This window comes from Atopomonas hussainii (assembly GCF_900109735.1).
Classification (GTDB): domain Bacteria; phylum Pseudomonadota; class Gammaproteobacteria; order Pseudomonadales; family Pseudomonadaceae; genus Atopomonas; species Atopomonas hussainii.
This window is the reverse complement of the sequence record NZ_FOAS01000014.1, coordinates 107894-128876: the sequence shown is the minus strand read 5'-3', so window position 1 is coordinate 128876 and position 20983 is coordinate 107894. Positions and strand designations below refer to the sequence as shown.

The following is a 20983-nucleotide window of genomic DNA, read 5'->3' as shown; positions in this document are numbered from 1 at the left end:
AACGCCAAAGCTAACGACAAAACATCACGCTGAAAAGCGGCGTGTGGATTCGTTGTGGCTAGGTAGGTTTCGAGCATATTTGAAGCGCCCTAACGTTTGGTTAAGGGGCGGCCAAAAGCGTAGCTTTTGGACGTCCAAGTGAGCGAAGCGAACGACTTGAACCGATTGTTAGGTGCGACTCGATGTTTCAAGTAGTAACTCACTGACGCTCCTCCTAAGCTCCAAGTCGTCGGTCTTGATTGCGGCTTCATTGGCCTGCGTTGCTAGGCATTTTGCTGCTGAGATATTGCCTAGCGCAACATGGGTTTCCGCCATAGCGAAGCATATTGATGCAATATATTCGTCAAGGGCTAATGCGCTAGCATAACTCAATGCTTTTTCATAGAAGCCAAGTGCAAGTAATTTGTTGTGCGTAAAGTCGCCTAATGTTTCCCACTGAAAAGGATGGTGATTTCCATTTTCTTCACTTCTTTCGCATAAGGCCTTTAGAGCCTGGTAAGCAGCCCATTGTGCCTGTTGATCATTAACTTCTGATGCGTTAACGATCTCTATGACTAGTTCGTTGATTGGGTCATAGAGCTCTGGCTTCATGCCGAAGGCACCTAACGATAAGCTAACGGGCAGGCAAAAGCGCAGCTTTTGACTGTCCAGCGAGTGAAACGAGCGGCGTTTAGCGCATTGTTAGGACGGCTCGTTGTGGCTTCGGAGCCACAGGCCAAACCTAAGCGAAAAGTCGATACGCGCCGAAGCGGAAGAGGGCTAAAGCTGTTATTTGCGACTCGCTCCATGATGCCAGACGGCTCCTTCGTTTAACGCAAATAACCCGCAGGCGATAAGACAGATAGCGCTGCGGGGCTTGAGCAGAACGCCAAAACTACCGGCAAAACGTTGCGCAGGAAAGTGGCGCTTGGATACGTTGTGGCTGGGTAGTTTCCGAACATTTTTGAAGCGCCCTAACGATAAGCTAAGGGGCGGCAAAAAGCGGAGCTTTTTGACGTCCAGTGAGCGGAGCGAGCGGCCTTAAGCGCATTGTTAGGATGGCTCGTTGTGGCTGCGGAGCTACAGGCCAAACCCAAACGAAAAGACCTCAAACGCCGAAGTGATGACTTTCTAAAGTAGTTATTTGCGACTCGATCCATGCTGTCAAAACCTTTCGATGCTTACCGCAAATAACCCGCCGGCGAACCCACAGGCGGCGCCGAGGAACTGTCAGAAAACCATAAAGCTAAGGACAAAACAACGCGCTGAAAAGTGGCGTGTGGATCCGTTGTGGCTGTGTGGTTTCCGAGCATTATGTGAAGCGCCCTAACGATAAGCTAAGGGGCGGCAAAAAGCGGAGCTTTTTGACGTCCAGTGAGCGGAGCGAGCGGCCTTAAGCGCATTGTTAGGATGGCTCGTTGTGGCTTCGGAGCCACAGGCCAAACCTAAGCGAAAAGTCGATATGCGCCGAAGCGGAAGAGGGCTAAAGCTGTTATTTGCGACTCGCTCCATGATGTCAGACGACTCCTTCGTTTACCGCAAATAACCCGCAGGCGATAACACAGATAGCGCTGCGGGGCTTGAACAGAACGCCAAAACTACCGGCAAAACGTCGCGCAGGAAAGTGGCGCTTGGATACGTTGTGGCTGGGTAGTTTCCGAACATTGTTGAAGCGCCCTAATGAGGGAGCTAAGCGGCACCGAGGCTCTGCCGAGGGAACGGCAAAAGCATGCTTTTGCCGTGTCCGCTTGAGCGACTTGTTAGGTGACACACTAATGCCGGTGTTAGGAAAAGCATCCGTTCAAATTCCTGTGTAGTTGAGAAGAACACGCAAAAGGTAAATAAGGATGGGTTCTTCGACGCTACGTGGTCGCTGCCAAGTGTCGTTCCAAGCCCGCTTGAGCGTCACTTGGCAGCGACCACGCTAGCATAAAAAAATGGAAGAGGGCATCAGCCATTTCCCCGCTGTTGTGTCCGCCAAAACGGACATCTGATGTTCGGTTCTGGGGGGCTGTCCACTCAGCGCTGGATGTGTGTTACCTAACTTAAAGTAGGCGACACCAGTGGCGTAATTTTTTGCGCCAAAAATGTCGCATAACGTTCCTTGTCAGTCGGTAATCCCTTGACTAGCCTTGGTGCTGCGCGAGTAAACGCGACATTGCCTAGGGAGCTTTTGCGACATGGATGACAAGCCCAAACTGCTTGAGCAGATGCGTGAGCAGATTCGTTTGCGACACTATTCGATTCGTACGGAGTCTGTCTACACGGAGTGGGTTCGGCGTTTTATTCGTTTTCATAAGTACCGGCATCCTCTTGAGCTGGGTGGGCCGGAGGTTGAAGCCTTTTTAACCCATTTGGCAGTGCGCCGCGATGTGTCGGTGTCGACGCAAAATCAAGCACTTTCATCGATCTTGTTTCTGTACCAAAAGGTGTTGCACGTTGAGCTGCCGTGGCTGGAAAACGTTGTGCGCGCGAAAAGGCCGCAGCGCTTGCCAGTGGTGCTCACGCGGGCTGAGGTGTCGAGTGTGTTTTCGCAGCTGGATGGCTCTATGTGGCTGATCGCCAATCTCTTGTATGGCTCGGGGATGCGCTTGATGGAGGCGCTACGGTTGCGGGTTAAAGATGTTGAATTTACCCGGCATGAGATCGTGATTCGTGACGGCAAAGGTAATAAAGACCGCATTACCATGCTGCCATTAACTTTGGCGATGCCGCTTAAGCTGCACTTAGAGCGAGTGCGCGCTTTGCATCAACAAGACTTAAATGAAGGGTTTGGTATTACTAAGTTGCCCTATGCGTTAGCGCGTAAGTACCCGCATGCTGCTTCCGATTGGGGTTGGCAGTTTGTATTTCCTTCAAAAAACCGCTCAGAAGACCCGCGCGCGGGGAACATCTACCGGCATCATGTTCACGAAAAAACGGTGCAACGCGCGATGCGTAATGCGGTGCGCGCTGTTGGTTTAACAAAACCTGCGACGCCGCACACGCTGCGCCACTCGTTTGCTACGCATTTGCTTGAAAGCGGCCAAGATATTCGGACGGTGCAAGAGTTACTCGGTCATGCGGATGTTAAAACCACGCAAATCTATACGCATGTGTTGAATCGTGGCGGCTTGGCTGTGATAAGTCCTTTAGATCGGCCGGTTTAGGCTGAGCATAAGCGCCTGCGGTATTTACTCACCGTCTTATAGGGCGCACCCATTTAGAATCTATAGATGTATTGCGCAAGCATTTCAGGCGCTTTAATGACTTTTATGCTGTGTTTGACTGATTGACTCGCTGGCGTATGGCTTGGCGTAGGTCAGCCAGTATTAAGTACAAGCTAGGCACTAAAAACAAAGTGATAGCCGTGGCGAACAAGATGCCAAAGCCCAGTGCGGTGGCCATCGGTTTTAGAAACTGTGCTTGTAGGCTGGTTTCAAACAGGATGGGTAACAGGCCGAAGAAGGTGGTCAGCGAGGTAAGAATAATCGCCCGAAAACGCTGGCTACCGGCTTGCAGGATAGCTTCGGTGCGGTTCAGGCCTTGTTCGCGGCCGCGGTTGACGAAGTCGACCATCACTAGCGAGTCATTCACCACCACCCCAGAGAGGGCGATTAGGCCAAAGCAGGACAACATGCTGAAACTCTGGCCAATCAGCCAATGGCCGACGACAGCGCCGACAAAACCGTAAGGTATCGCCGACATGATCAGCAGTGGCTGGCTGTAGGACTTAAGCGGCACGGCGAGCAGGATGTAGATGCCGATAATGGCCAAGGCGAATTTCTTGGCAAAGTCGCTGACAAACTTTTGCTGTTCTTCAGCCGAGCCGGTGAGGTTGTAACTCACCCCGGGGTATTGGGCGAGAATCCGCGGGATGACGCGCTGTTCGATGTCTTCAATCACCGTGCCGGACTGCGTGCGGCTTTGGTCGATATCGGCGGTGATGGACACTACGCGCTGCCGATCGCTGCGGGTAATGCTGGCCAGTGCCGCGCTGCGTTCAATGCGCGCCACGCTGGTGAAGGGTACTTCGTCGCCGCTGGTGGTGCGGATGCGCATGTTTTCAAGGTCTGCCATTGAGCGGCGGGCCGACTCGGGGTAGCGCACCATCACGCGGATATCGTCGCGGCCGCGTTGAATGCGCTGGGCTTCTTCACCATAAAAGGCTTGGCGTACTTGGCGAGCTAATTCGGCTTGGGTTAGACCTAAGGCCTCGGCTTGCGGGGTGATGTGGATGCGCAGTTCTTCGGCGCCGGCGCTGAAGGATGAGCGAATATCAAACACGCCGTCGTACTCGGCCAGTGCTGCGCTGAGCGCTTCGGAGGCGCGCTTGAGGTTGTCGTAGTGATTGCCCGAGAGCTGAAAATCTAACGCTGAGCCGCCACCAATATGCGTGCCGCTGTAAAAACGCAGTTGTCGCGCGCCGGGTAATTGGCCCACGGCGCTGCGCCATTTGTTTTCGATGGTTTTGGCATCCCACAGGCGGTCTTCGGGCTTGGCTAGCTCGACCACCAGTTGGCCGCCTAGTTCGCTGTCGGTAAACACCAGCACGTACTGAATAAAGCCGTGTTCGGCCTCGGGGAAGGTCTGTCGGTATTCGGCATCCACTTCGTACAGCGCGGCCTCCATGCGATCCAGCGCAGCGTTACGCGCCTCGCTGGGGGTGCCGTTATTCATGGTCAGGTTGGTGCGGATAAAGTCCGACGGTACATCGGGGAAGATCTCGACCTTGACCAAACCGCCGACCATCAAGCTGGCCCCAAACAGTAATAAGGCAACGAACAAGGCTACGGTGACGGCGCGGTAGTGCAGGGCATGGGCTAGCCAGCGTGGGTAGTGTTCGCGGGCGATGCGCTCCAGTGCGCCGCTGCAGGCGGCTTGCACACGCTGCCAGCGACTGCTTGGGTTAAGCGGCGGCATGGCGCCGTGGGCTAAGTGGGCGGGCAAAATCCATTTCGACTCCACCAGCGAGAACAGCAAGCAGAGAATCACCACCAAGGCGAGCGACTCAAAAAACGCCCCGGCGGTGCCTTCAATAAACAACATGGGCACAAAGGCGACCACCGTGGTGAGCACGCCAAAGGTGGCGGCGGTGGCCACGCGTTCGGCGCCGTTGATCACGTTGTGCAGGCTGTGGCCGTGCTCGTTGACCTCGGTATAAATGCTTTCGCCAATGATGATGGCGTCGTCCACCACGATGCCCAGCACTAAGATAAAGCCGAACAGCGAGAGCATGTTGATGCCCACCGGCAGCAGTGGGTTGTTCATCAACCACAGGGCGCCGGCAAAGGCTACGGGAATGCCGAGAATCACCCAAAACGCCACGCGTAAACGTAAGAACAGGCTGAGCACCAAGAACACCAACAGCGCGCCTTGCAGCATGTTGCGGAACATCATGTCGAGGCGGTCGTTGAGGTAGTACGAGGCATCGCCCCAGCTGTCCAGCTCGACACCCGGCGGCAGTGTGGCGCGGCGCTCGGCGACATAATCCTTCACTGCTTTGGCGATGGCTAAGTCGTTTTGATCGCCCAGCGATACCACTTGAATGGATAAGCTCGGCGTGCCGTTAAAGCGCGAAAAGCCTTGGCTTTCGACAAAACCGTCGCGCACCGTGGCGACATCGCCCAGATACAGGCGCGAGCCGTCGGCAAAAGTGCGCAGCAGCAGTTGGCGGAATTCATCGCCTTGGTACACCTGCGTTTGGCTGCGCAGTTGCAGGTCGCCACCGCTGGTTTTCAGTTGCCCGCCAGACAGGTCAATGGCGCTTTGCCGCACGGCGCGGGCGACATCGTCGAAGCTTAGGCCGTAGCGGCGCAGGGCGGTTTCGCTGATTTCAATGCTGATCTCAAAGTCGCGATCGCCGACCACCTCGGCTTGATTAACCTCCGGCAGGCTCAGCACTTCATCGCGGATTTGCTGGGCGAGGCGTTTGCGCAGGGTGTCGTCGAGGTTGCCGTGCAGCGATAGCCAGAGCACCTGCTGACGCGGCTCAAATTTGGCGACGATGGGTTTTTCGGCCTCATCGGGGAAGCTGGTGATGGCGTCGATGCGGTTCTTGATGTCGTTGAGGCTGGTGTCGATGTCGACGCCGGTTTGCAGCTCGATCAGCACCGTGGCCAGCACGTCGGTGGCGGTGCTGTTGATGCGCTTGATGCCTTTGAGGTCTTGTACTGCTTCCTCAATCTTGATCACCACGCCTTTTTCGACATCTTCCGGCGCGCCGCCTAAAAACGGCACGGTGACTTGAATGGTGTACACCTCAAAGTCTGGGAAGGTGCGTTTTTTCAGCTGCAAGTAGCTGAAGATGCCCAGCAGCAGAATAAACACCATCAGCAAGTTGGCGGCCACGGGGTTACGTGCCCACCAAGCCAAAACCCCGCCTTGCTGGTTGCTCATGGCGTGGCCTGCTGCGTTGCGGGGTTAACTTGAAGGGCGGTGCCGGGCACGGGCAGCTCTAGCGCGGTTTGGATGGCACGGTCGCCGGGCTCAGTGCCGCTGCGGAAGTAAATGTACTGCCCGGTGCTGCGCAGTAAGGTGAGGGTGCGCTGTTGCAGGCGGTCGTCGCGGTCGGCGACCAGCAATTGATTATCGCCATGTAACAGGCTGCGCGGTAGGCGGTACACCTGCGTCAGTGGCTCGCCGCTGATCGCGGCTTGCACAAAGCTGCCAACTTTTAACGCCGGTGCAGTGCTGTTAGCGCGTAGGTTGTAGGGGTCGTCGATGCGCGCGACTAAATAGTGCATGCGGTTGCGTTCATCCACCGTGGCCTCGCTGCGCACAATACGTGCCGGCCAGCTGACGCTTTGCGCGCCAAACTGGGCCGATAGGTTAACCGCTTGTTGATGGGCGACGCTGTGTTGCGCGCTGCTGTAGAGAAACGGCAATTGCTGATCGGCAATTGGTAGGCGCACTTCGGCGCTGTCGGTGGCGAACACTTGGCCAAGCGCGGTGCCGAGGTTGACGTACTGGCCCAGATCGGCCTGACGATTTTGCACCATGCCATCGTAGGGCGCGCGGATTTGCGTGCGCGCTAATTTACGCTCGGCGGCGGCGAGGTCGGCTTGGGCGGAATCTACCGCGGCTTTAGCCTGATCGACATAAGGCTTACGCAGGGCCAAGTCGGTGGGCTTGCGGCCTTGTTTGATCAGGCTGGCCCATTCGCGCCGTGCCACTTCGGCTTTGCCGAGTTCTTCGGCCAAGCGTGCTTTGGCGCCGGCTAGCGCGGCTTCGGCTTGTTGCACGGCGACTTGGTAGTCGTGCGGGTCGATGCGTAGCAGCACATCGCCGCGTTTAAACAGGCCGCCGGCTTCAAACACGCTGGCAATGTGGATCACTTCGCCGGCGACTTCGGTCACTAAGGTGGTGCTGTTGCGCGGCTGTACTGTGCCTTGGCTGCGGATGGTGAGGGGGTAATCCGCCAAGGTGAGGGGCAAGGTTTGCACCACGGGTTTGGCACTGACTTGCGGTTTTTTCTGCGCGGGCGGCTTAAAGGTATAAGCCGCGCCGAGGGCTAAAGCACCCAAGGCAATAATCAACAAAGCCAACCAGCGAGCTTTGGCGGCAGCAGGCATGCGCAGTTCCTTCTTTATTATTGATTAAGCAAGGTTTGCGCATTCTAGAGGTAACCGTTGCGCAGTGGCCAATCGCAGAGTTGTAAGGCCATGTAACAGGCAAGCCTGTGCCGAGCGGCAATAGCCCCGCAAGTGCTGGTAAGACCAGCTCGCCAAGCTTGCTTTAGGCCGCCAGCCAAGCTTTGCCCAGCAGCAATAGGCCCGAGAGCAGCAATAAGCCGCGACACAGGCGAATGAACTGCTGTTCGTTAATCTGCCCTTGCAGGCGCTTGCCGAGCCACACGCCCAGCCAGGCTAAGGGCAGTAAGGCCAAGGCGCAGAGCAACACGTCGGCAGACCAACTGCCAAGCGTGAGGTAGGCCGGCACTTTCAGCCAGTTCATCAGCGCAAACACCACCGCTGCGGTGGCTAGCCAATGCGCTTTGACCAAGTTGCGCCCCAGCAAATAGGCATTTAGCGGTGGCCCGCCGGCATGCAATAAGGTGCTGCTCACTCCGCTAAGGGTGCCCCACAGCAAGGCGGCGCGGCGCCAGCGGGTCAGGTAGGGCAGCAGGTTTTGCCACAGGGCAAACAGCACACAGAGCACACCCAGCATCAGCTGTAAGTGCGTGGCCGAGAGGCTACCTAACAGGGCTGTACCCAGCGCAACGCCTAAGGCAGCAGCGGGCAATAACAAACGTGCTTCTGCCCAGCTGATCTGCCGCCAGTAGTAGCGCAGGGTTTGCGCATCCATGGCGATCAGCAGCGGCAACAGCAGTGCGGTGGCTAGCGGTAGCGGCAGCACCAGGCTTAATAGCGGCACGGCAATCACCCCAGCGCCGCCGGCTAAACCCGATTTGGAAATGCCGCTGAGCACGACGCCAACGCTGGCTAATAGCCAGAACAACGGCTCGGTGAGCGGTAGCGCTGCGCTCATGCTTGCCCCGCTGGCAGGTCAAACCACAGCGCGCTAAAGCCCTGCTCGCCAGCGGTGAGTTGTAGGGTGTGCTGCTGGCTTAAGCCCAGCGCATCGCCATCGGTAAAGCTCGCGAGGTTACCTTGCGCACTGCCTGCGTAGGCATGCAGGTAGCCCCAGCGCTCGCCAGTACTCAGGCTTAGCTGTTCGCCGGCGGCCAGTTGCACGCGGTAGAGGCGTACGTCTTGGGCAATCGCTAGGGGCGCGTCGTGCTCGGCGGCTAATAAAGTTAGAGGGCCTTGCTGCGCAACACGGGCTTGTTGGTAGCGCGGGGTTAAGCCTTGGCTGTGCGGGGTAATCCAAATCTGCAGGAGTCGCGCAGCTTGGCTGTCGCTGGGGTTGAATTCGCTGTGGCGAATACCTTGCCCGGCGGTCATGTGCTGCACTTCGCCGGGCTCAATCACGCCGCTTTCGCCAGTGCTGTCTTGATGGGCCAGTTGGCCTTCGAGCATCACGCTGATGATTTCCATATTGCGGTGCGGGTGGGTGGGAAAACCGCCGCCGGGGGCAATGCGGTCATCATTGATTACCTTCAGTACGGAAAAGCCCATGTGTGCTGGGTCGAAGTACTCGGCAAAGGAAAAGCTGAAGCGGCTATCCAGCCAACCCAAGCGGGCATGGCCACGTTGTTTGGCGGGGCGGTGATACAGCATGGTGCGGCTCCTTAACGGCAATGAGCTCACTGTATTGATCTGTTTGGTGGATAAAAAGCGCATTAATTGCGCTAAAAAGATCGGATAAATCGATGTTGAAAACGGCAGACAAAAAAATCCCGCGCTCAGAGCAACCAAAAGCGCGGGATGGGAGAGAGCCTTGCAGCTCCGTGGATAAATGCAGGTGGGCATTGTGCTGATGGAGCGCCTCAGTAGCGAATCGATCAGGGCAAAGATGGCTATCAAGCGAGCTGATAGCAGCTTAGAAAGCTGGCTAGAAACGAGAGTCAGGGCAGGGTTTACCTGATCAGCGTTTAGCGGTAAAACCTGTACATGGTGTTATATTTTGTATAGGTGTTGAGTGTTAAGTTATCGCCGATGGTTCGCTTGGTTAAAGCGACAACGCTCCGTCAAACCCACCGAGGCTGGCCGTACTACACTGGCCGCCGCGCGCAATGCTTGCGCTAACGGGCAGTGCGAGGATGAGTTCGCGTGAAGCCGCCGCTGCAGGTGGTGTGGTTTAAGCGCGACTTGCGCTGCGAGGACCATGCCGCACTGGCTGCCGCCAGCCGCTTGGGCCCGGTGCTGGCGTTGTATATCGTCGAACCGGATTACTGGGCGCTGCCAGATACCAGCCTGCGCCAGTGGCAGTTTGTGCGCGACAGCCTGCTGGATGTGGATCATGCCCTGCGTGAGCGCAGCGGTGTTGGCCTACAAGTGGTGGTGGGCGAGGTGCTCGCGGTATTAACCGCAATACGCCGCGACTGCGGGTCTTTCACCCTGCACAGCCATGAAGAGATCGGCAACTTCTGGACCTATCAGCGCGATCAGTGCGTGGCTGGCTGGTGCCGCGCGCAGGGCATTAGCTGGCAGCAATACGCGCAGTTTGGTGTGCGCCGGCCGAATTGCAGCCGCGACGATTGGGCCGATTTTTGGCAGGCGTTTGTCTCGGCGCCTTGTGCGCAAGCGTTGCCGCGCTGGCAGGGCGTGGCATGGGCTGGGGCGCTGACGCGTCACACTTGGCCGCAGTGGCCGGGGCCGCTGGCGAGTCTTGGCAATTGCGCTTGTCCGGGCCGCCAAGCCGGTGGGCGCAAACAGGGCTTGGCGGTGCTGGGCAGCTTTCTTGCCGAGCGCGGGCGCTGGTATCGCGGCAGTTTAAGTGTCACCTCACAGGCGGCGCAGCATGGTTCGCGGCTGAGCAGTTATCTGGCCTATGGCTGTATCAGCCTGCGCGAGGTGGTGCAGGCCGTGCGTGCGGCGCAGGGGCAGGTGACGGAGCCGCGCTGGCAAGCCAGCTTGGCGGCGTTTGAGTCGAGGCTGTGGTGGCATTGCCACTTTATCCAGAAGCTGGAAGACGAACCCGAACAAGAGTGGCGCGAGTTGCACCCAGCGTGGCGCGAGCAACGCGAGGCTAACCCGCAGTGGTTTGCTGCGTGGGCGGCTGGGCGCACCGGCTGGCCGTTGGTGGATGCCAGCATGCGCTATTTGCAGCGCCACGGCTGGCTGAACTTTCGCATGCGCGCCATGTTGGTGTCGGTGGCCAGTTACCCCTTGTGGCTGCCGTGGCAGGCCCCGGCGGCGCATTTGGCGCGCTTGTTTGTGGATTACGAGCCGGGCATTCATTACCCGCAGGTACAGATGCAAGCGGGCACCACGGGCATCAACGTACCACGCCAGTACAACCCCACCTTGCAGGCGCAGCGGCTGGATCCGCACGGGCAGTTTATTCGCCGCTGGGTGCCGGAACTGTCGCGCTACCCAAGCGGTTGGCTGCACGAGCCGTGGCGCATGCCGGCACAGCAGCGCCTGCGCTATCAAACCGAGCAAGCCTACCCCGAGCCTTTGGTCGATTTAAGCCAAGCGCAGCGTTTAGCCCGCGAGCGTATGCAAGCGCTGCGTGACGCCGGTTTTAAGCAAGAAGCGCGGCGCATTGGTGAACGGCATGGTTCCCGCCGTCGTGCAGAGCGCGCAGGGCGTGCAGCCCAGCGTGCTGAGGTGGCTAGTGCGCAGCTCAGCTTGTTCGCGGGCACTGATTAAAGTTAGGAGTTAGCTATGCAGCAGTGGTTAGTGATCGGCGCCAACAGCGCCTTGGCGCAAGCGGTGCTTAGCCGCGTAAAGGCCGCCGGGCATGACTATCGCGGGCTTAGCCGCAATCCGCCAGACGACCCTAACTTGGCCCGCTGGCAGGCTGACGAAACCAGCTTGCAGGCCGCTTGTGCGCAGTGGCAGGCCGAGGGCTATCAGCCCACGCATGTGTTGATCTGCTTAGGGCAGCTGCACAACGCCGAACTGCAGCCAGAAAAACGCTTAGAGGACTTACACGCCAGCGCACTCGAAAGCTTGCTGTACAGCAATGCCGCCTTGCCGGCCTTGTGTCTCAAGCACTTGCTGCCGCTGCTTAAACGCAGCGCGGCGCAGGTGGCGATTTGCTCGGCGCGGGTTGGCAGCATTGGCGACAACCATTTGGGCGGTTGGTACGCCTATCGCGCCAGCAAGGCGGCGCTGAATATGTTGGTGCAAACCGCGGCGGTGGAATACGCGCGGCGGGCGCCCGATGTGCGCTTAATGCTGTTTCACCCCGGCACTATGGATTCGCCTTTGTCTAAGCCGTTTCAGGCCAATGTGCCGGCGGGCAAGTTATTCAGTGCTGAATTTGTCGCCGACTGTTTGGCCCAGCGCTATAACGAACTTGCCCAGCACGAAGCTGGGCAAGCGTGGTTTGTGGATTGGCAGGGGCAAACTGTTCCTTGGTAAGCATCTGCAATATTTAGCTGGGTGCCGTTTCTGTGGCTGGGTGTGCTTCGCCGCCTTTCTTGGCCAGCCTCTGCTGCCCTAAGCGCACTAAACGATAGAACAGCGGGGTGAGCAGCAGGCCAAACAGGGTCACGCCGATCATGCCACTAAACACCGCCACGCCCATGGCTTGGCGCATTTCCGCGCCGGCACCGGTGGAGAACACCAGCGGTACTACGCCCATGATGAAGGCGATCGAGGTCATTAAAATCGGCCGCAAACGCAGGCGGCAGGCCTCTAGCACGGCATCCCAAGTGCTTTTGCCGTGGCTTTCGAGTTCTTTGGCGAACTCGACGATCAAGATGGCGTTCTTACAGGCCAAGCCGACCAAGACGATCAGGCCTATCTGGGTGAAGATGTTGTTGTCACCGCCGGTGAGCATCACGCCGATAATCGCCGAGAGCAATGTCATGGGCACGATAAGAATCACTGCCAGCGGCAGCGCCCAGCTTTCGTACTGCGCGGCCAGTACCAAGAAGGCCAACAGTACGCACAGCGGGAACACCCACAGCGCGGTGTTGCCAGCGAGAATCTGCTGATAGGTGAGGTCGGTCCACTCGAAGGTCATGCCTGGCGGCAGTTCTTCGCGCAGCAGTTTTTCCATCGCCGCTTGCGCTTGGCCGGAGCTAAACCCCGCTGCCGCGCCGCCGTTGATTTCGGCCGTCAGCACGCCGTTGTAGTGCATCACCCGGTCGGGGCCGGCGCTGTCGCTGATATGCACGAAGGTCGAGAGCGGCACCATCTCGCCATGCGCGTTACGCACTTTCAGTTGGCCGATTTGTTCGGCGCTAATGCGCTGGCTTTGCTCGGCCTGCACGTTGACCTGATAGGTACGGCCAAAACGGTTGAAGTCGTTGGCGTGCAGCGAGCCCAAGTAGATTTGCAGGGTGTCGAAGATGTCGCTGATCGCCACACCGTGGGTTTTCGCTTTGTCGCGGTCGATATCAGCATCTACCTGCGGCACGTTGACCTGATAGCTGCTGAACAAACCAGCCAGCTCGGGCACTTCGCGGCTCTTGGCGAGAATCTTCTGGGTTTCTTGATACAGCGCCTCATAACCGTAGTTGCCGCTGTCTTTAATCTGCACGCGGAAGCCACCAATGGTGCCTAAGCCCTGCACAGGCGGCGGCGGGAAGATGGCGATGTACGCCTCTTGAATGCTGGCAAAGCGTTGATTGAGTTCGGCAGCAATGGCATGCGCGGAAAGGCTCGGGTCGCTGCGTTCGCTAAAGGGTTTTAGCGGGGTAAACACAATGCCGCTGCTCGAGCTATTGGTGAAGCCGTTAATCGACAGGCCGGGGAAGGCCACGGTGTTCTCCACGCCCGGGTGCTCACCGGCAATGCGCGACATCTCACGCATCACCGCTTCGGTGCGCTCTAAGCTGGCGGCATCTGGCAACTGGGCAAAAGCCACGAGGTATTGCTTGTCTTGCGGCGGCACAAAACCTGCGGGGGTATTGGCAAAACCCAGCCACGCCATGCCTAGGAGGCCTGCGTACAGCACTAGGCCAATGCCGCTGCTGCGCAAAATACGAGTCACCACACCGACATAACCATGCCCGGCGCGGGTGAACAGCCGATTGAAGGGGTTAAACAGCCAACGGCCAAACAGCTTATCCATGCCGCGTGACAGGGCATCTTTCGGCGCGTCGTGGCCTTTCAAAAGCACAGCGGCCAGCGCCGGCGATAAGGTCAGCGAGTTAAACGCCGAGATCACCGTCGAGATGGCAATGGTCAGCGCGAACTGCTGATAAAACTGCCCGGTAAGGCCGGAGATAAAAGCGGTGGGCACGAACACTGCGCACAGCACCAAGGCGGTAGCGACAATCGGCCCGGTGACTTCACGCATGGCTTGGCGGGTGGCGTCCAGCGGCGTTAGGCCAAGGCCGATATTGCGCTCGACGTTCTCCACCACCACGATGGCGTCGTCCACCACAATGCCGATGGCCAGCACGAGGCCGAATAGCGACAAGGCATTTAGCGAGAAGCCCAGCAGGTGCATTACCGCGAAGGTGCCGATCAGCGACACCGGCACGGCGAGCAGCGGAATAATCGACGCGCGCCAGGTTTGCAGGAACAGAATCACCACCAGCACCACGAGGATGATGGCTTCGAGCAGGGTGTTGACCACCGCTTTGATCGAGCCGCGCACGAACACGGTGGGGTCGTAGACAATTTGGTAATCCACACCCTGTGGGAAGCGCTGTTTTAACTCATCCATGCGTTCGCGCACGGCATCGGAAATGGCAATCGCGTTCGAGCCGGGGCGCTGGAATACCGGCATGGCCACCGCTGGTTGGTTGTTCAGCAGCGAACGCAGTGCGTATTGGCTGGAGCCTAATTCGATGCGGGCGATGTCTTTTAGGCGGGTGATGGCGCCATCGCTATCGGCACGCACAATGATGTTGGCGAACTCTTCTTCATTTACCAAACGGCCTTGGGTGTTGATCAGCAGCTGAAAGCTGGCATCGCTGGCCGCTGGCGGTGCGCCTAAGCTACCGGCGGCCACTTGGCGGTTTTGCTCACGAATCGCTGCCACCACATCGCTGGCAGTTAAGCCGCGTGAGGCGGTTTTGTGCGGGTCGAGCCACACGCGCAGCGAATAGTTACCGAGGCCAAACAGCTGCACATCGCCTACGCCGTCTAAGCGCGCTAACTCATCACGCAGATTCAGCGCCGCATAATTCGACAAATACAGCATGTCATAGCGGTTATCTGGCGAGGTTAAGTGCACCACCAGCGTGAGGTCGGGCGAGGCCTTATCCACCGTCACGCCCAAACGTTGTACTTCGGTGGGCAAGGTCGGTTGGGTACGGGTGACGCGGTTTTGCACCTGTACTTGGGCTTTGTCTAAGTCGGTGCCGATGGCGAAGGTAATGGTCAGCGTCAGGCGGCCATCGGCGGTGGCTTGCGATGACATATACAGCATGCCTTCCACGCCAGTGATGGCTTGCTCAAGGGGCGAAGCCACGGTTTCGCCGATTACTTTCGGGTTAGCGCCGGGGAAGCTGGCGCGCACCACCACAGTGGGCGGCACCACATCGGGGTATTCGCTGATCGGTAGTTGGATTAGCGACAAACTGCCGCCGATCAAAATCAGCAGCGACAGCACGGCGGCGAAAATCGGCCGTTGGATAAAAAACTGCGAGAAATTCATCGAACTAACCCTCAGCTACGCGGCGCACGGGGTGCAGGCGATTGCACCAGCTGCTCAGCGCTGGCGGCTGCGGCGTCTAGCTGGCGCAAGCTGGCCAGTTCGGCGTCGTTGGCCATGGGGATGGTGGCCGGTTGCACTTGGCTGCCGGGGTAGGCGCGCTGCAAGCCGTTGACCACGATGTGCTCACCTTGGGCGAGGCCTTCGCGCACGATGCGCAGCCCAGCAATGCGCGGGCCTAAGGTGACAGCGCGGTAATCCACCGTATTGTCGGCGTCCAGAACCAGCACGTATTTGCGGCCCAAGTCGGTGCCCACCGCGCTTTCACTGATTAACTGCGCGCGATACGGGGCGCTGCCGCGCAGTTTGATGCGTGCATATAGGCCGGGGGTGAACTCACCTTGGCTGTTATCGAACAAGGCGCGGGCGCGCAGGGTGCCGGTGCGCGGGTTGATTTGGTTGTCGAGAAAGTCCAGCTGACCTTGATGGCTGAACTCGCTTTCATCGCTGAGCGCCATCAACACGGGGCTTGCGCCATGCACATCGCGGCCTTGTGCGCTGGCGATGTCTTGGTATTTCAAGAAAGCTTGCTCGTCGACATCGAAATAAGCGTACACCTTGTCGGTGGACACCAGCGTGCTGAGCAGGCTGTCGCCGGCGTTAATCAGGTTGCCGGCGGTGATCATGGCGCGACCCATGCGGCCATCAATGGGCGCGGTGATGCGGGTGAATTCAAGGTTAAGGCGCGCGTTATCCAGTTGCGCACTGATCGCGGCTAACGCGGCGGCGGCTTCATCGGCGCTGGTTTGCCGCGCTTCGGCCTGCTCGGCCGCCATCAACTGGCGCTGGCGCAACTGCGCGCCGCGCTGGGCTTCTTTCTGCGCACGACTGAGCACTGCGCTGGCTTGGCGCTGCTGAGCTTCGAGGCGTTTTACTTCGGCCACGAATGGGCGCGGGTCGATCTCAAATAACAAGTCGCCACGCTTGACCTGCGCACCTTCAATAAAGGCCACGCGGTCGATATAGCCCGATACGCGCGGACGAATCTCCACCGCTTGCGGGGCTTCTAGGCGCGCGCTGTATTCATCCCATTCGGTGATGGTGTGGCTGAGCACTTCAGCAACGCTCACGCTGGGTGCTGGCGGGGCAGACTGGCTTTGGTTGTCACTGGGCTGGCAGGCCGCTAGCAGAGCGGCGAGTGGGGCAAGTAGCAAGGCGTGCAGGCGCATGAAGAACTCCGGCGGCTGTAACAGAATGTTGCGCAGTCTGCCGCTGGGGTTGTTATCAAACGAATCGAATGGGGCAAAGGTCTGTATTGATAACAATGATTGTTTTCATCGGTGCCGCTCTGCACAAAGCACGAGTTAGCTATTGCGTGGTTGATCACAAGAAATTTTTCGCGCTGATGTGACTTGCAAGTCAGCGCGTGCCTCTGATGGGCATAGGCGGCGCAATCGGTGAAATTTTAAACAGCGCGGCCGGTCATTACAGGAGCGTGAGCATGCTGCAGGTATGTTCGAAAGAGTATGTGGAAAAGGGCCACTATCGAGTGGATGTTCAGGATGAGCAGTATGGCTATCTACCGCGGGTGGATTTTATGAGCGTTGGCACCTTTAAGCGTCGCTTTGGTTTGCCCGCCCAAGACATTCAACGCAATGTTCAAGAAGCCGACGTGCTAGTAGGCAAGGTTAAGCTGTGGCACGTGGCGCAATCGGAAACTCAAGGCCTGGAAAAAGTGCGGGTGTTTTTGGTTGACGACTTAAAAGCCTACTTTCAGATTGCCGAGCGTGAGCGCCTTGAGTGCTCCGTGTAACGGCTAAGTTGCGACTGAGACCCGCTAAAACGCTGCTTCGGCAGCGTTTTTTATTGCCCTAGATCATGCTGTTTTGCCCACGCCAGGATTAGTCTTTGCCCATGCGCTGCGAGCAGCGAGTTCAGAGACAACAGCCATGTTTAATTGCACATCCAAAGAGTACGTCGCTAAAGGTCATTACCGTGTCGATATCGACGCCAAGCAGGGCGGTTACTTTCCGCGTGTCGACTTTATGTCGGTGGGTACCTTTAAGCGCCGTTTTAATCTGCCCGATAGCCAAGACGTGCAGCGCAACGTGTTAGAAGGCGAATTGCTGGCGCGTAAGTTGGCCTTGTGGCACGAAGGCCAAGCGGAAACCCAAGGCGTGAGCAAATTAAAACTCTTTACCGTGGATGACCTAAAAGCCCATTATCGCCACCTGTTAAACCCTAAATAAGGTTTTAACAGGCAAAAAAAACCCGGGGATCACCCGGGTATAAAAAGCTCGCGCGCGGGGTGCGCGAGGCTAGGCTCGGTAAACGCCAGCACTTAAAAGTGCTGGCGTTGTTGTTTTTACGCGCTGTGCGCCAAGGGCAGTACGGCTTGCGCGTCTTGCGCGGCCACTTCGCCAATCACCAGCACCGCCGGGCTTTGCAGGGCCACTTGGGCAGCGGTGTGCTGCATCTCAGCCAAGGTGCTGCGGTATTCACGCTGGGTGGGCAGGGTGGCGTTTTCGATCATCGCCACCGGCATGTCATCGCGCATGCCACCGGCTAGCAGGCCGGCGCGGATATCACTCAGCTTGGCCACGCCCATGTACACCACTAAGGTGGTGCCGCTCTGCGCCAGTGCTGGCCAGTTAAGGCTGCTGTCGTCTTGGGTGTGCGCGGTGACTAAGGTCACGCCACGGCTCACGCCGCGCAGGGTCAGGCTGATGCCGCACTGGGTGGCGCCGGCCAAGCCTGCGGTAATGCCGTTGATGATTTGGCTGCTAACACCGTGACTGGCCAACCAGTCGGCTTCTTCCTGACCGCGACCAAAAATGCACGGGTCGCCGCCTTTCAGGCGCGCCACGCGCTTGCCTTGACGGGCATAGCGCAGCATCAGCCGGTGGATAAACGCTTGCGGGGTGCTGCGGCAGCCGCCGCGCTTGCCCACGCGCACCACACGGGCGTTGGGGCAGTGCTCGAGTACGGCCGGGTTAACCAGATCGTCGATCAACACCACATCGGCCTGCGCTAAGGCGCGCACGGCTTTTAGGGTGATCAGTTCCGGGTCGCCGGGGCCTGCGCCAATCAGGGCGACTGCGGGCAGGCTAGGGCAAGGCTTCGAGGACATAACTGGGCTCCTGCTTACAGTGCGGTGGCGAGTTGGCTGGCCTGACCTTGATTGATCAGGCGCTTGAGTTCGGGCACACAGCTGCCGCACTGAGTGCCGCAGCCGAGGTTTTGTTTCAGGCCGTCGAGGTCGGCGCCCGCGCCGATGGCGGCTTTAATGGCGTCTTCGTTGACGTTGACGCAGTTGCACACCACCTTGCTGGCCACCTTGTTGCCACCCGGCGGTGCGGACAGCGGGGCGAGCAGCCAGCGGCGCAGGCTGTCGTCGGTTTCGCCTTCTAAGTACAAGGCTTTCAGCCATTCACGGGCGGCGGATTCACCGGCTAAACGCAGTGCGGTGATGCGCCCGTCTTCCAGCTTGACGCGCTTGCCCACCGACTGACGCGGGTCGTCGTAGGCCATCACTGGGCCTTCGTCGAGGCCGAGCACTTCATCAATCGCCGCTAAGGTGGCTTTGTCCGGTGCACTGGTGTGTGCCGCGCGCATCACCACCGCCGGGGTGTCGCGGCCGACCAGTGACAGGCTCACGTAATCGCAACCATCGGCCAGTTCGCGCAGGCGGGTCAGGCGGTTTTGCACATCGCCTTCTACCAGCGCGTAGAGCGTCCACGGTAGCTCGACCGGCTTGACGGTGATGGCGCTGTGTTTGAGTTCCGGCTGCTGCGAATAGGGGTCGTAGTCGCCAAGGGTCAGGGTGTTGATACCCAGCGCCTTGAGGTAACGGCCGCCCCAGTGCATGGGCAGAAAGGCCTGCGCCATTTGCAGGCTGTCGTCGGCTTTAACCGGCAGAATCAGGCTGCCGCGGCGGCTTTTCACGCTCACCAGTTGGCCATCGCTGAGGTTACGCCGGCTTAGCTCACGCGGGTTTAGGCTCAGTACCGCTTCTTCGGTGTGGCTGAACAGGCGCGCGCAGGTGCCGGTACGGGTCATGCCGTGCCATTGGTCGCGCAGGCGGCCGGTCATCAGCGACAACTCGTAGCGCGCATCGCGGCGCTCGACGGTAGGCTCGTAGGCGCTGGCCATAAACTTGGCTTTGCCGTTGTCGGTGGCGAACTGGCGGTCTTGATACAAGCGCGCTGTGCCTTGCGCTGCGCCCTGCGGGAAGGGCCACTGCTGCGGGCCTTGGCTGTCGAGCACGGTGTAGTTGAGGCCGGACAAATCCAAGTCGCGCCCGGCGGTTAATGCTGCGTGCTCGAGGAAGATCTCTTCGGCGTGCTGGAACGGGAACAGGCTTGGTTGGTTGGCGCGCAGGCGCTGCTCTAGCCGCTTGGCAAAATCCACTGCAATGGCCCAGTCCGGGCGCGCTTCGCCGGGTGCCGGCACGGCGGCGCGCACGTGGCTGATGCGCCGCTCGGAGTTAGTCACGCTGCCTTCTTTCTCGCTCCAGCTAGCCGCTGGCAGCAGCAGGTCAGCGTAGGGCACGGTTTCGCTGGTGGTGAAGGCTTCTTGCACCACCACGAAGGGGCAGGCGGCCAGCGCTTCGTGAATCAGGGTTTGGTTGGGCAGCGACTGCGCTGGGTTGGTGCAGGCAATCCACAGCGCTTTGATCTTGCCGTCTTTGATCGCTTGGAACAGGTCGATGGCGGTCAGGCCGGGATTTTCCGGCAGGCTGTCGACACCCCAGAAGCGCGCGACTTCGGCGCGGTGCTCGGCGTTTTTCGGGTCGCGGTGGCCGGGCAGGATGCTTGCCATCGTGCCGGTTTCGCGGCCGCCCATGGCATTCGGCTGGCCGGTGAGCGAGAAGGGGCCGCTGCCGGGCTTGCCGATTTGTCCGGTGGCTAAGTGCAGATTGATCAGTGCGCCGACTTTATCGGTGCCGCAGCTCGACTGGTTAAGGCCCATGCACCACAGCGACAGAAAGCTCGGTGTGCTGCCAATCAGGCGCGCCACGTTGTGCAGGTCGCTGGCCTTGATGCCGCAGATCTCAGCAACGAGCTCGGGGGTGTAATCGCGCACTAAGGTTTTCAGCGCGTCGAAGCCTTCGGTGTGCGTCTCGATAAACGCGCGGTCGATCCAGCCTTCCCACAGCAAAATGTGCAGCAGGCCGTGACACAGCGCCACGTCGGTGCCGGGCTGAATGGGCAGGAAGATATCCGCCAGCTCTGCAGTGTCGGTGCGGCGTGGGTCGACCACGATCAGCTGCATGTCCGGGCGCGCGGCCTTGGCGGCCTCTAGGCGGCGGAACAACACCGGATGGGCGAAGGCCATGTTGGAGCCGATGATCAGCACACAATCGCTTTGCTCGATGTCTTCATACGAGCAGGGCGGGGCGTCGGCGCCTAAGGCTTTTTTGTAGCCGACCACCGCGCTGGACATACACAGGCGCGAGTTGCTGTCGACGTTATTGGTGCCCACCAAGCCGCGTACCAGCTTGTTGAAGGCAAAGTAATCTTCGGTCAGCAGCTGGCCCGATAGGTAAAACGCCACGCTGTCGGGGCCGTGTTCTGCGATGACCTGAGCGAACTGCTCGCTGGCGTGATCCAGCGCGGTGTCCCAATCGGTGCGGCTGCGGGCTAAGGTTTTGCCCAAACGCAGCTCGGGGTACAGGGCACGGGCGCTGCTGTCGCCGGTTAAGTGCAAGGTTGAGCCTTTGCTGCACAGGCGGCCTAAGTTGGCCGGGTGGTCAGGGTCACCGCTGACATTCAGCACCTTGGTGCCGTCGTGTTCGATCAACACGCCGCAGCCAACGCCGCAGTAACAACAGGTGGATTTGGTGATCTGACTCATCCGCTAATACTCCCGCGTGACGGCCGCTTATGTTTTGGTT

General features: G+C 59.0%; 14 protein-coding genes. 5 read left to right on the top strand and 9 right to left on the bottom strand.

The window, feature by feature from the left end:
• Positions 1 to 168: 168 nt before the first annotated feature.
• Complete coding sequence (locus tag BMX80_RS14450) at positions 169 to 591, bottom strand: hypothetical protein (protein WP_074869809.1); 423 nt, start codon at positions 589 to 591, stop codon at positions 169 to 171.
• Positions 592 to 2159: 1568 nt separating this feature from the next.
• Between BMX80_RS14450 and BMX80_RS14445 the strand changes: the two genes are divergently transcribed.
• Positions 2160 to 3128: an integron integrase gene (locus BMX80_RS14445; RefSeq protein WP_074869806.1), complete on the top strand. Its 969-nt coding sequence runs from the start codon at positions 2160 to 2162 to the stop codon at positions 3126 to 3128.
• A 103-nt stretch (positions 3129 to 3231) separates the two neighbouring features.
• Here the strand turns inward: BMX80_RS14445 and BMX80_RS14440 are convergent, their stop codons facing one another.
• The 4 genes from BMX80_RS14440 to BMX80_RS14425 all read right to left on the bottom strand — a co-directional run bounded on the left by BMX80_RS14440 (position 3232) and on the right by BMX80_RS14425 (position 9140).
• The gene (locus BMX80_RS14440; RefSeq protein WP_074869803.1) at positions 3232 to 6357 is read right to left on the bottom strand and encodes an efflux RND transporter permease subunit; all 3126 of its coding nucleotides are present in this window, start codon (positions 6355 to 6357) and stop codon (positions 3232 to 3234) included.
• Positions 6354 to 7532, bottom strand: a complete 1179-nt coding sequence (locus BMX80_RS14435; RefSeq protein ID WP_074869802.1) for an efflux RND transporter periplasmic adaptor subunit — start codon at positions 7530 to 7532, stop codon at positions 6354 to 6356. The genes BMX80_RS14440 and BMX80_RS14435 overlap by 4 nt, the downstream gene beginning before the upstream one ends.
• Positions 7533 to 7695: 163 nt before the next feature.
• A complete protein-coding gene (locus tag BMX80_RS14430) occupies positions 7696 to 8448 on the bottom strand; it encodes a TSUP family transporter (RefSeq protein ID WP_074869799.1) in 753 nt (250 codons plus the stop codon).
• Entirely contained in the window at positions 8445 to 9140 is a 696-nt protein-coding gene (locus tag BMX80_RS14425; RefSeq protein ID WP_074869795.1) for a pirin family protein, read from the bottom strand. The genes BMX80_RS14430 and BMX80_RS14425 overlap by 4 nt, the downstream gene beginning before the upstream one ends.
• A gap of 492 nt (positions 9141 to 9632) precedes the next feature.
• Between BMX80_RS14425 and BMX80_RS14420 the strand changes: the two genes are divergently transcribed.
• Both BMX80_RS14420 and BMX80_RS14415 read left to right on the top strand, forming a co-directional pair.
• Positions 9633 to 11177 carry a cryptochrome/deoxyribodipyrimidine photo-lyase family protein gene (locus BMX80_RS14420; protein ID WP_074869791.1) on the top strand — a complete coding sequence of 515 codons (1545 nt, stop codon included), beginning with the start codon at positions 9633 to 9635 and terminating at the stop codon, positions 11175 to 11177.
• 15 nt (positions 11178 to 11192) lie between these two features.
• On the top strand, positions 11193 to 11894 hold the full coding sequence (locus tag BMX80_RS14415) for an SDR family NAD(P)-dependent oxidoreductase (protein WP_074869788.1): 702 nt from the start codon (positions 11193 to 11195) through the stop codon (positions 11892 to 11894).
• Positions 11895 to 11907: 13 nt separating this feature from the next.
• Here the strand turns inward: BMX80_RS14415 and BMX80_RS14410 are convergent, their stop codons facing one another.
• Entirely contained in the window at positions 11908 to 15090 is a 3183-nt protein-coding gene (locus BMX80_RS14410) for an efflux RND transporter permease subunit (RefSeq protein WP_074869785.1), read from the bottom strand.
• An 11-nt stretch (positions 15091 to 15101) separates the two neighbouring features.
• Complete coding sequence (locus BMX80_RS14405) at positions 15102 to 16316, bottom strand: efflux RND transporter periplasmic adaptor subunit (protein ID WP_074869784.1); 1215 nt, start codon at positions 16314 to 16316, stop codon at positions 15102 to 15104.
• A gap of 272 nt (positions 16317 to 16588) precedes the next feature.
• Here BMX80_RS14405 and BMX80_RS14400 point away from each other — a divergent pair, with 272 nt between their 5' ends.
• Both BMX80_RS14400 and BMX80_RS14395 read left to right on the top strand, forming a co-directional pair.
• Positions 16589 to 16900, top strand: a complete 312-nt coding sequence (locus tag BMX80_RS14400; RefSeq protein WP_071872432.1) for a hypothetical protein — start codon at positions 16589 to 16591, stop codon at positions 16898 to 16900.
• Between the two features lie 136 nt (positions 16901 to 17036).
• Positions 17037 to 17336 carry a hypothetical protein gene (locus BMX80_RS14395; RefSeq protein WP_074869781.1) on the top strand — a complete coding sequence of 100 codons (300 nt, stop codon included), beginning with the start codon at positions 17037 to 17039 and terminating at the stop codon, positions 17334 to 17336.
• Between the two features lie 116 nt (positions 17337 to 17452).
• Here BMX80_RS14395 and cobA read toward each other — a convergent pair whose 3' ends face one another.
• Both cobA and BMX80_RS14385 read right to left on the bottom strand, forming a co-directional pair.
• Positions 17453 to 18217 carry a uroporphyrinogen-III C-methyltransferase gene (gene cobA, locus BMX80_RS14390; RefSeq protein WP_074869778.1) on the bottom strand — a complete coding sequence of 255 codons (765 nt, stop codon included), beginning with the start codon at positions 18215 to 18217 and terminating at the stop codon, positions 17453 to 17455.
• Positions 18218 to 18231: 14 nt separating this feature from the next.
• A complete protein-coding gene (locus BMX80_RS14385; RefSeq protein WP_074869776.1) occupies positions 18232 to 20943 on the bottom strand; it encodes a nitrate reductase in 2712 nt (903 codons plus the stop codon).
• Positions 20944 to 20983 lie beyond the last annotated feature (40 nt).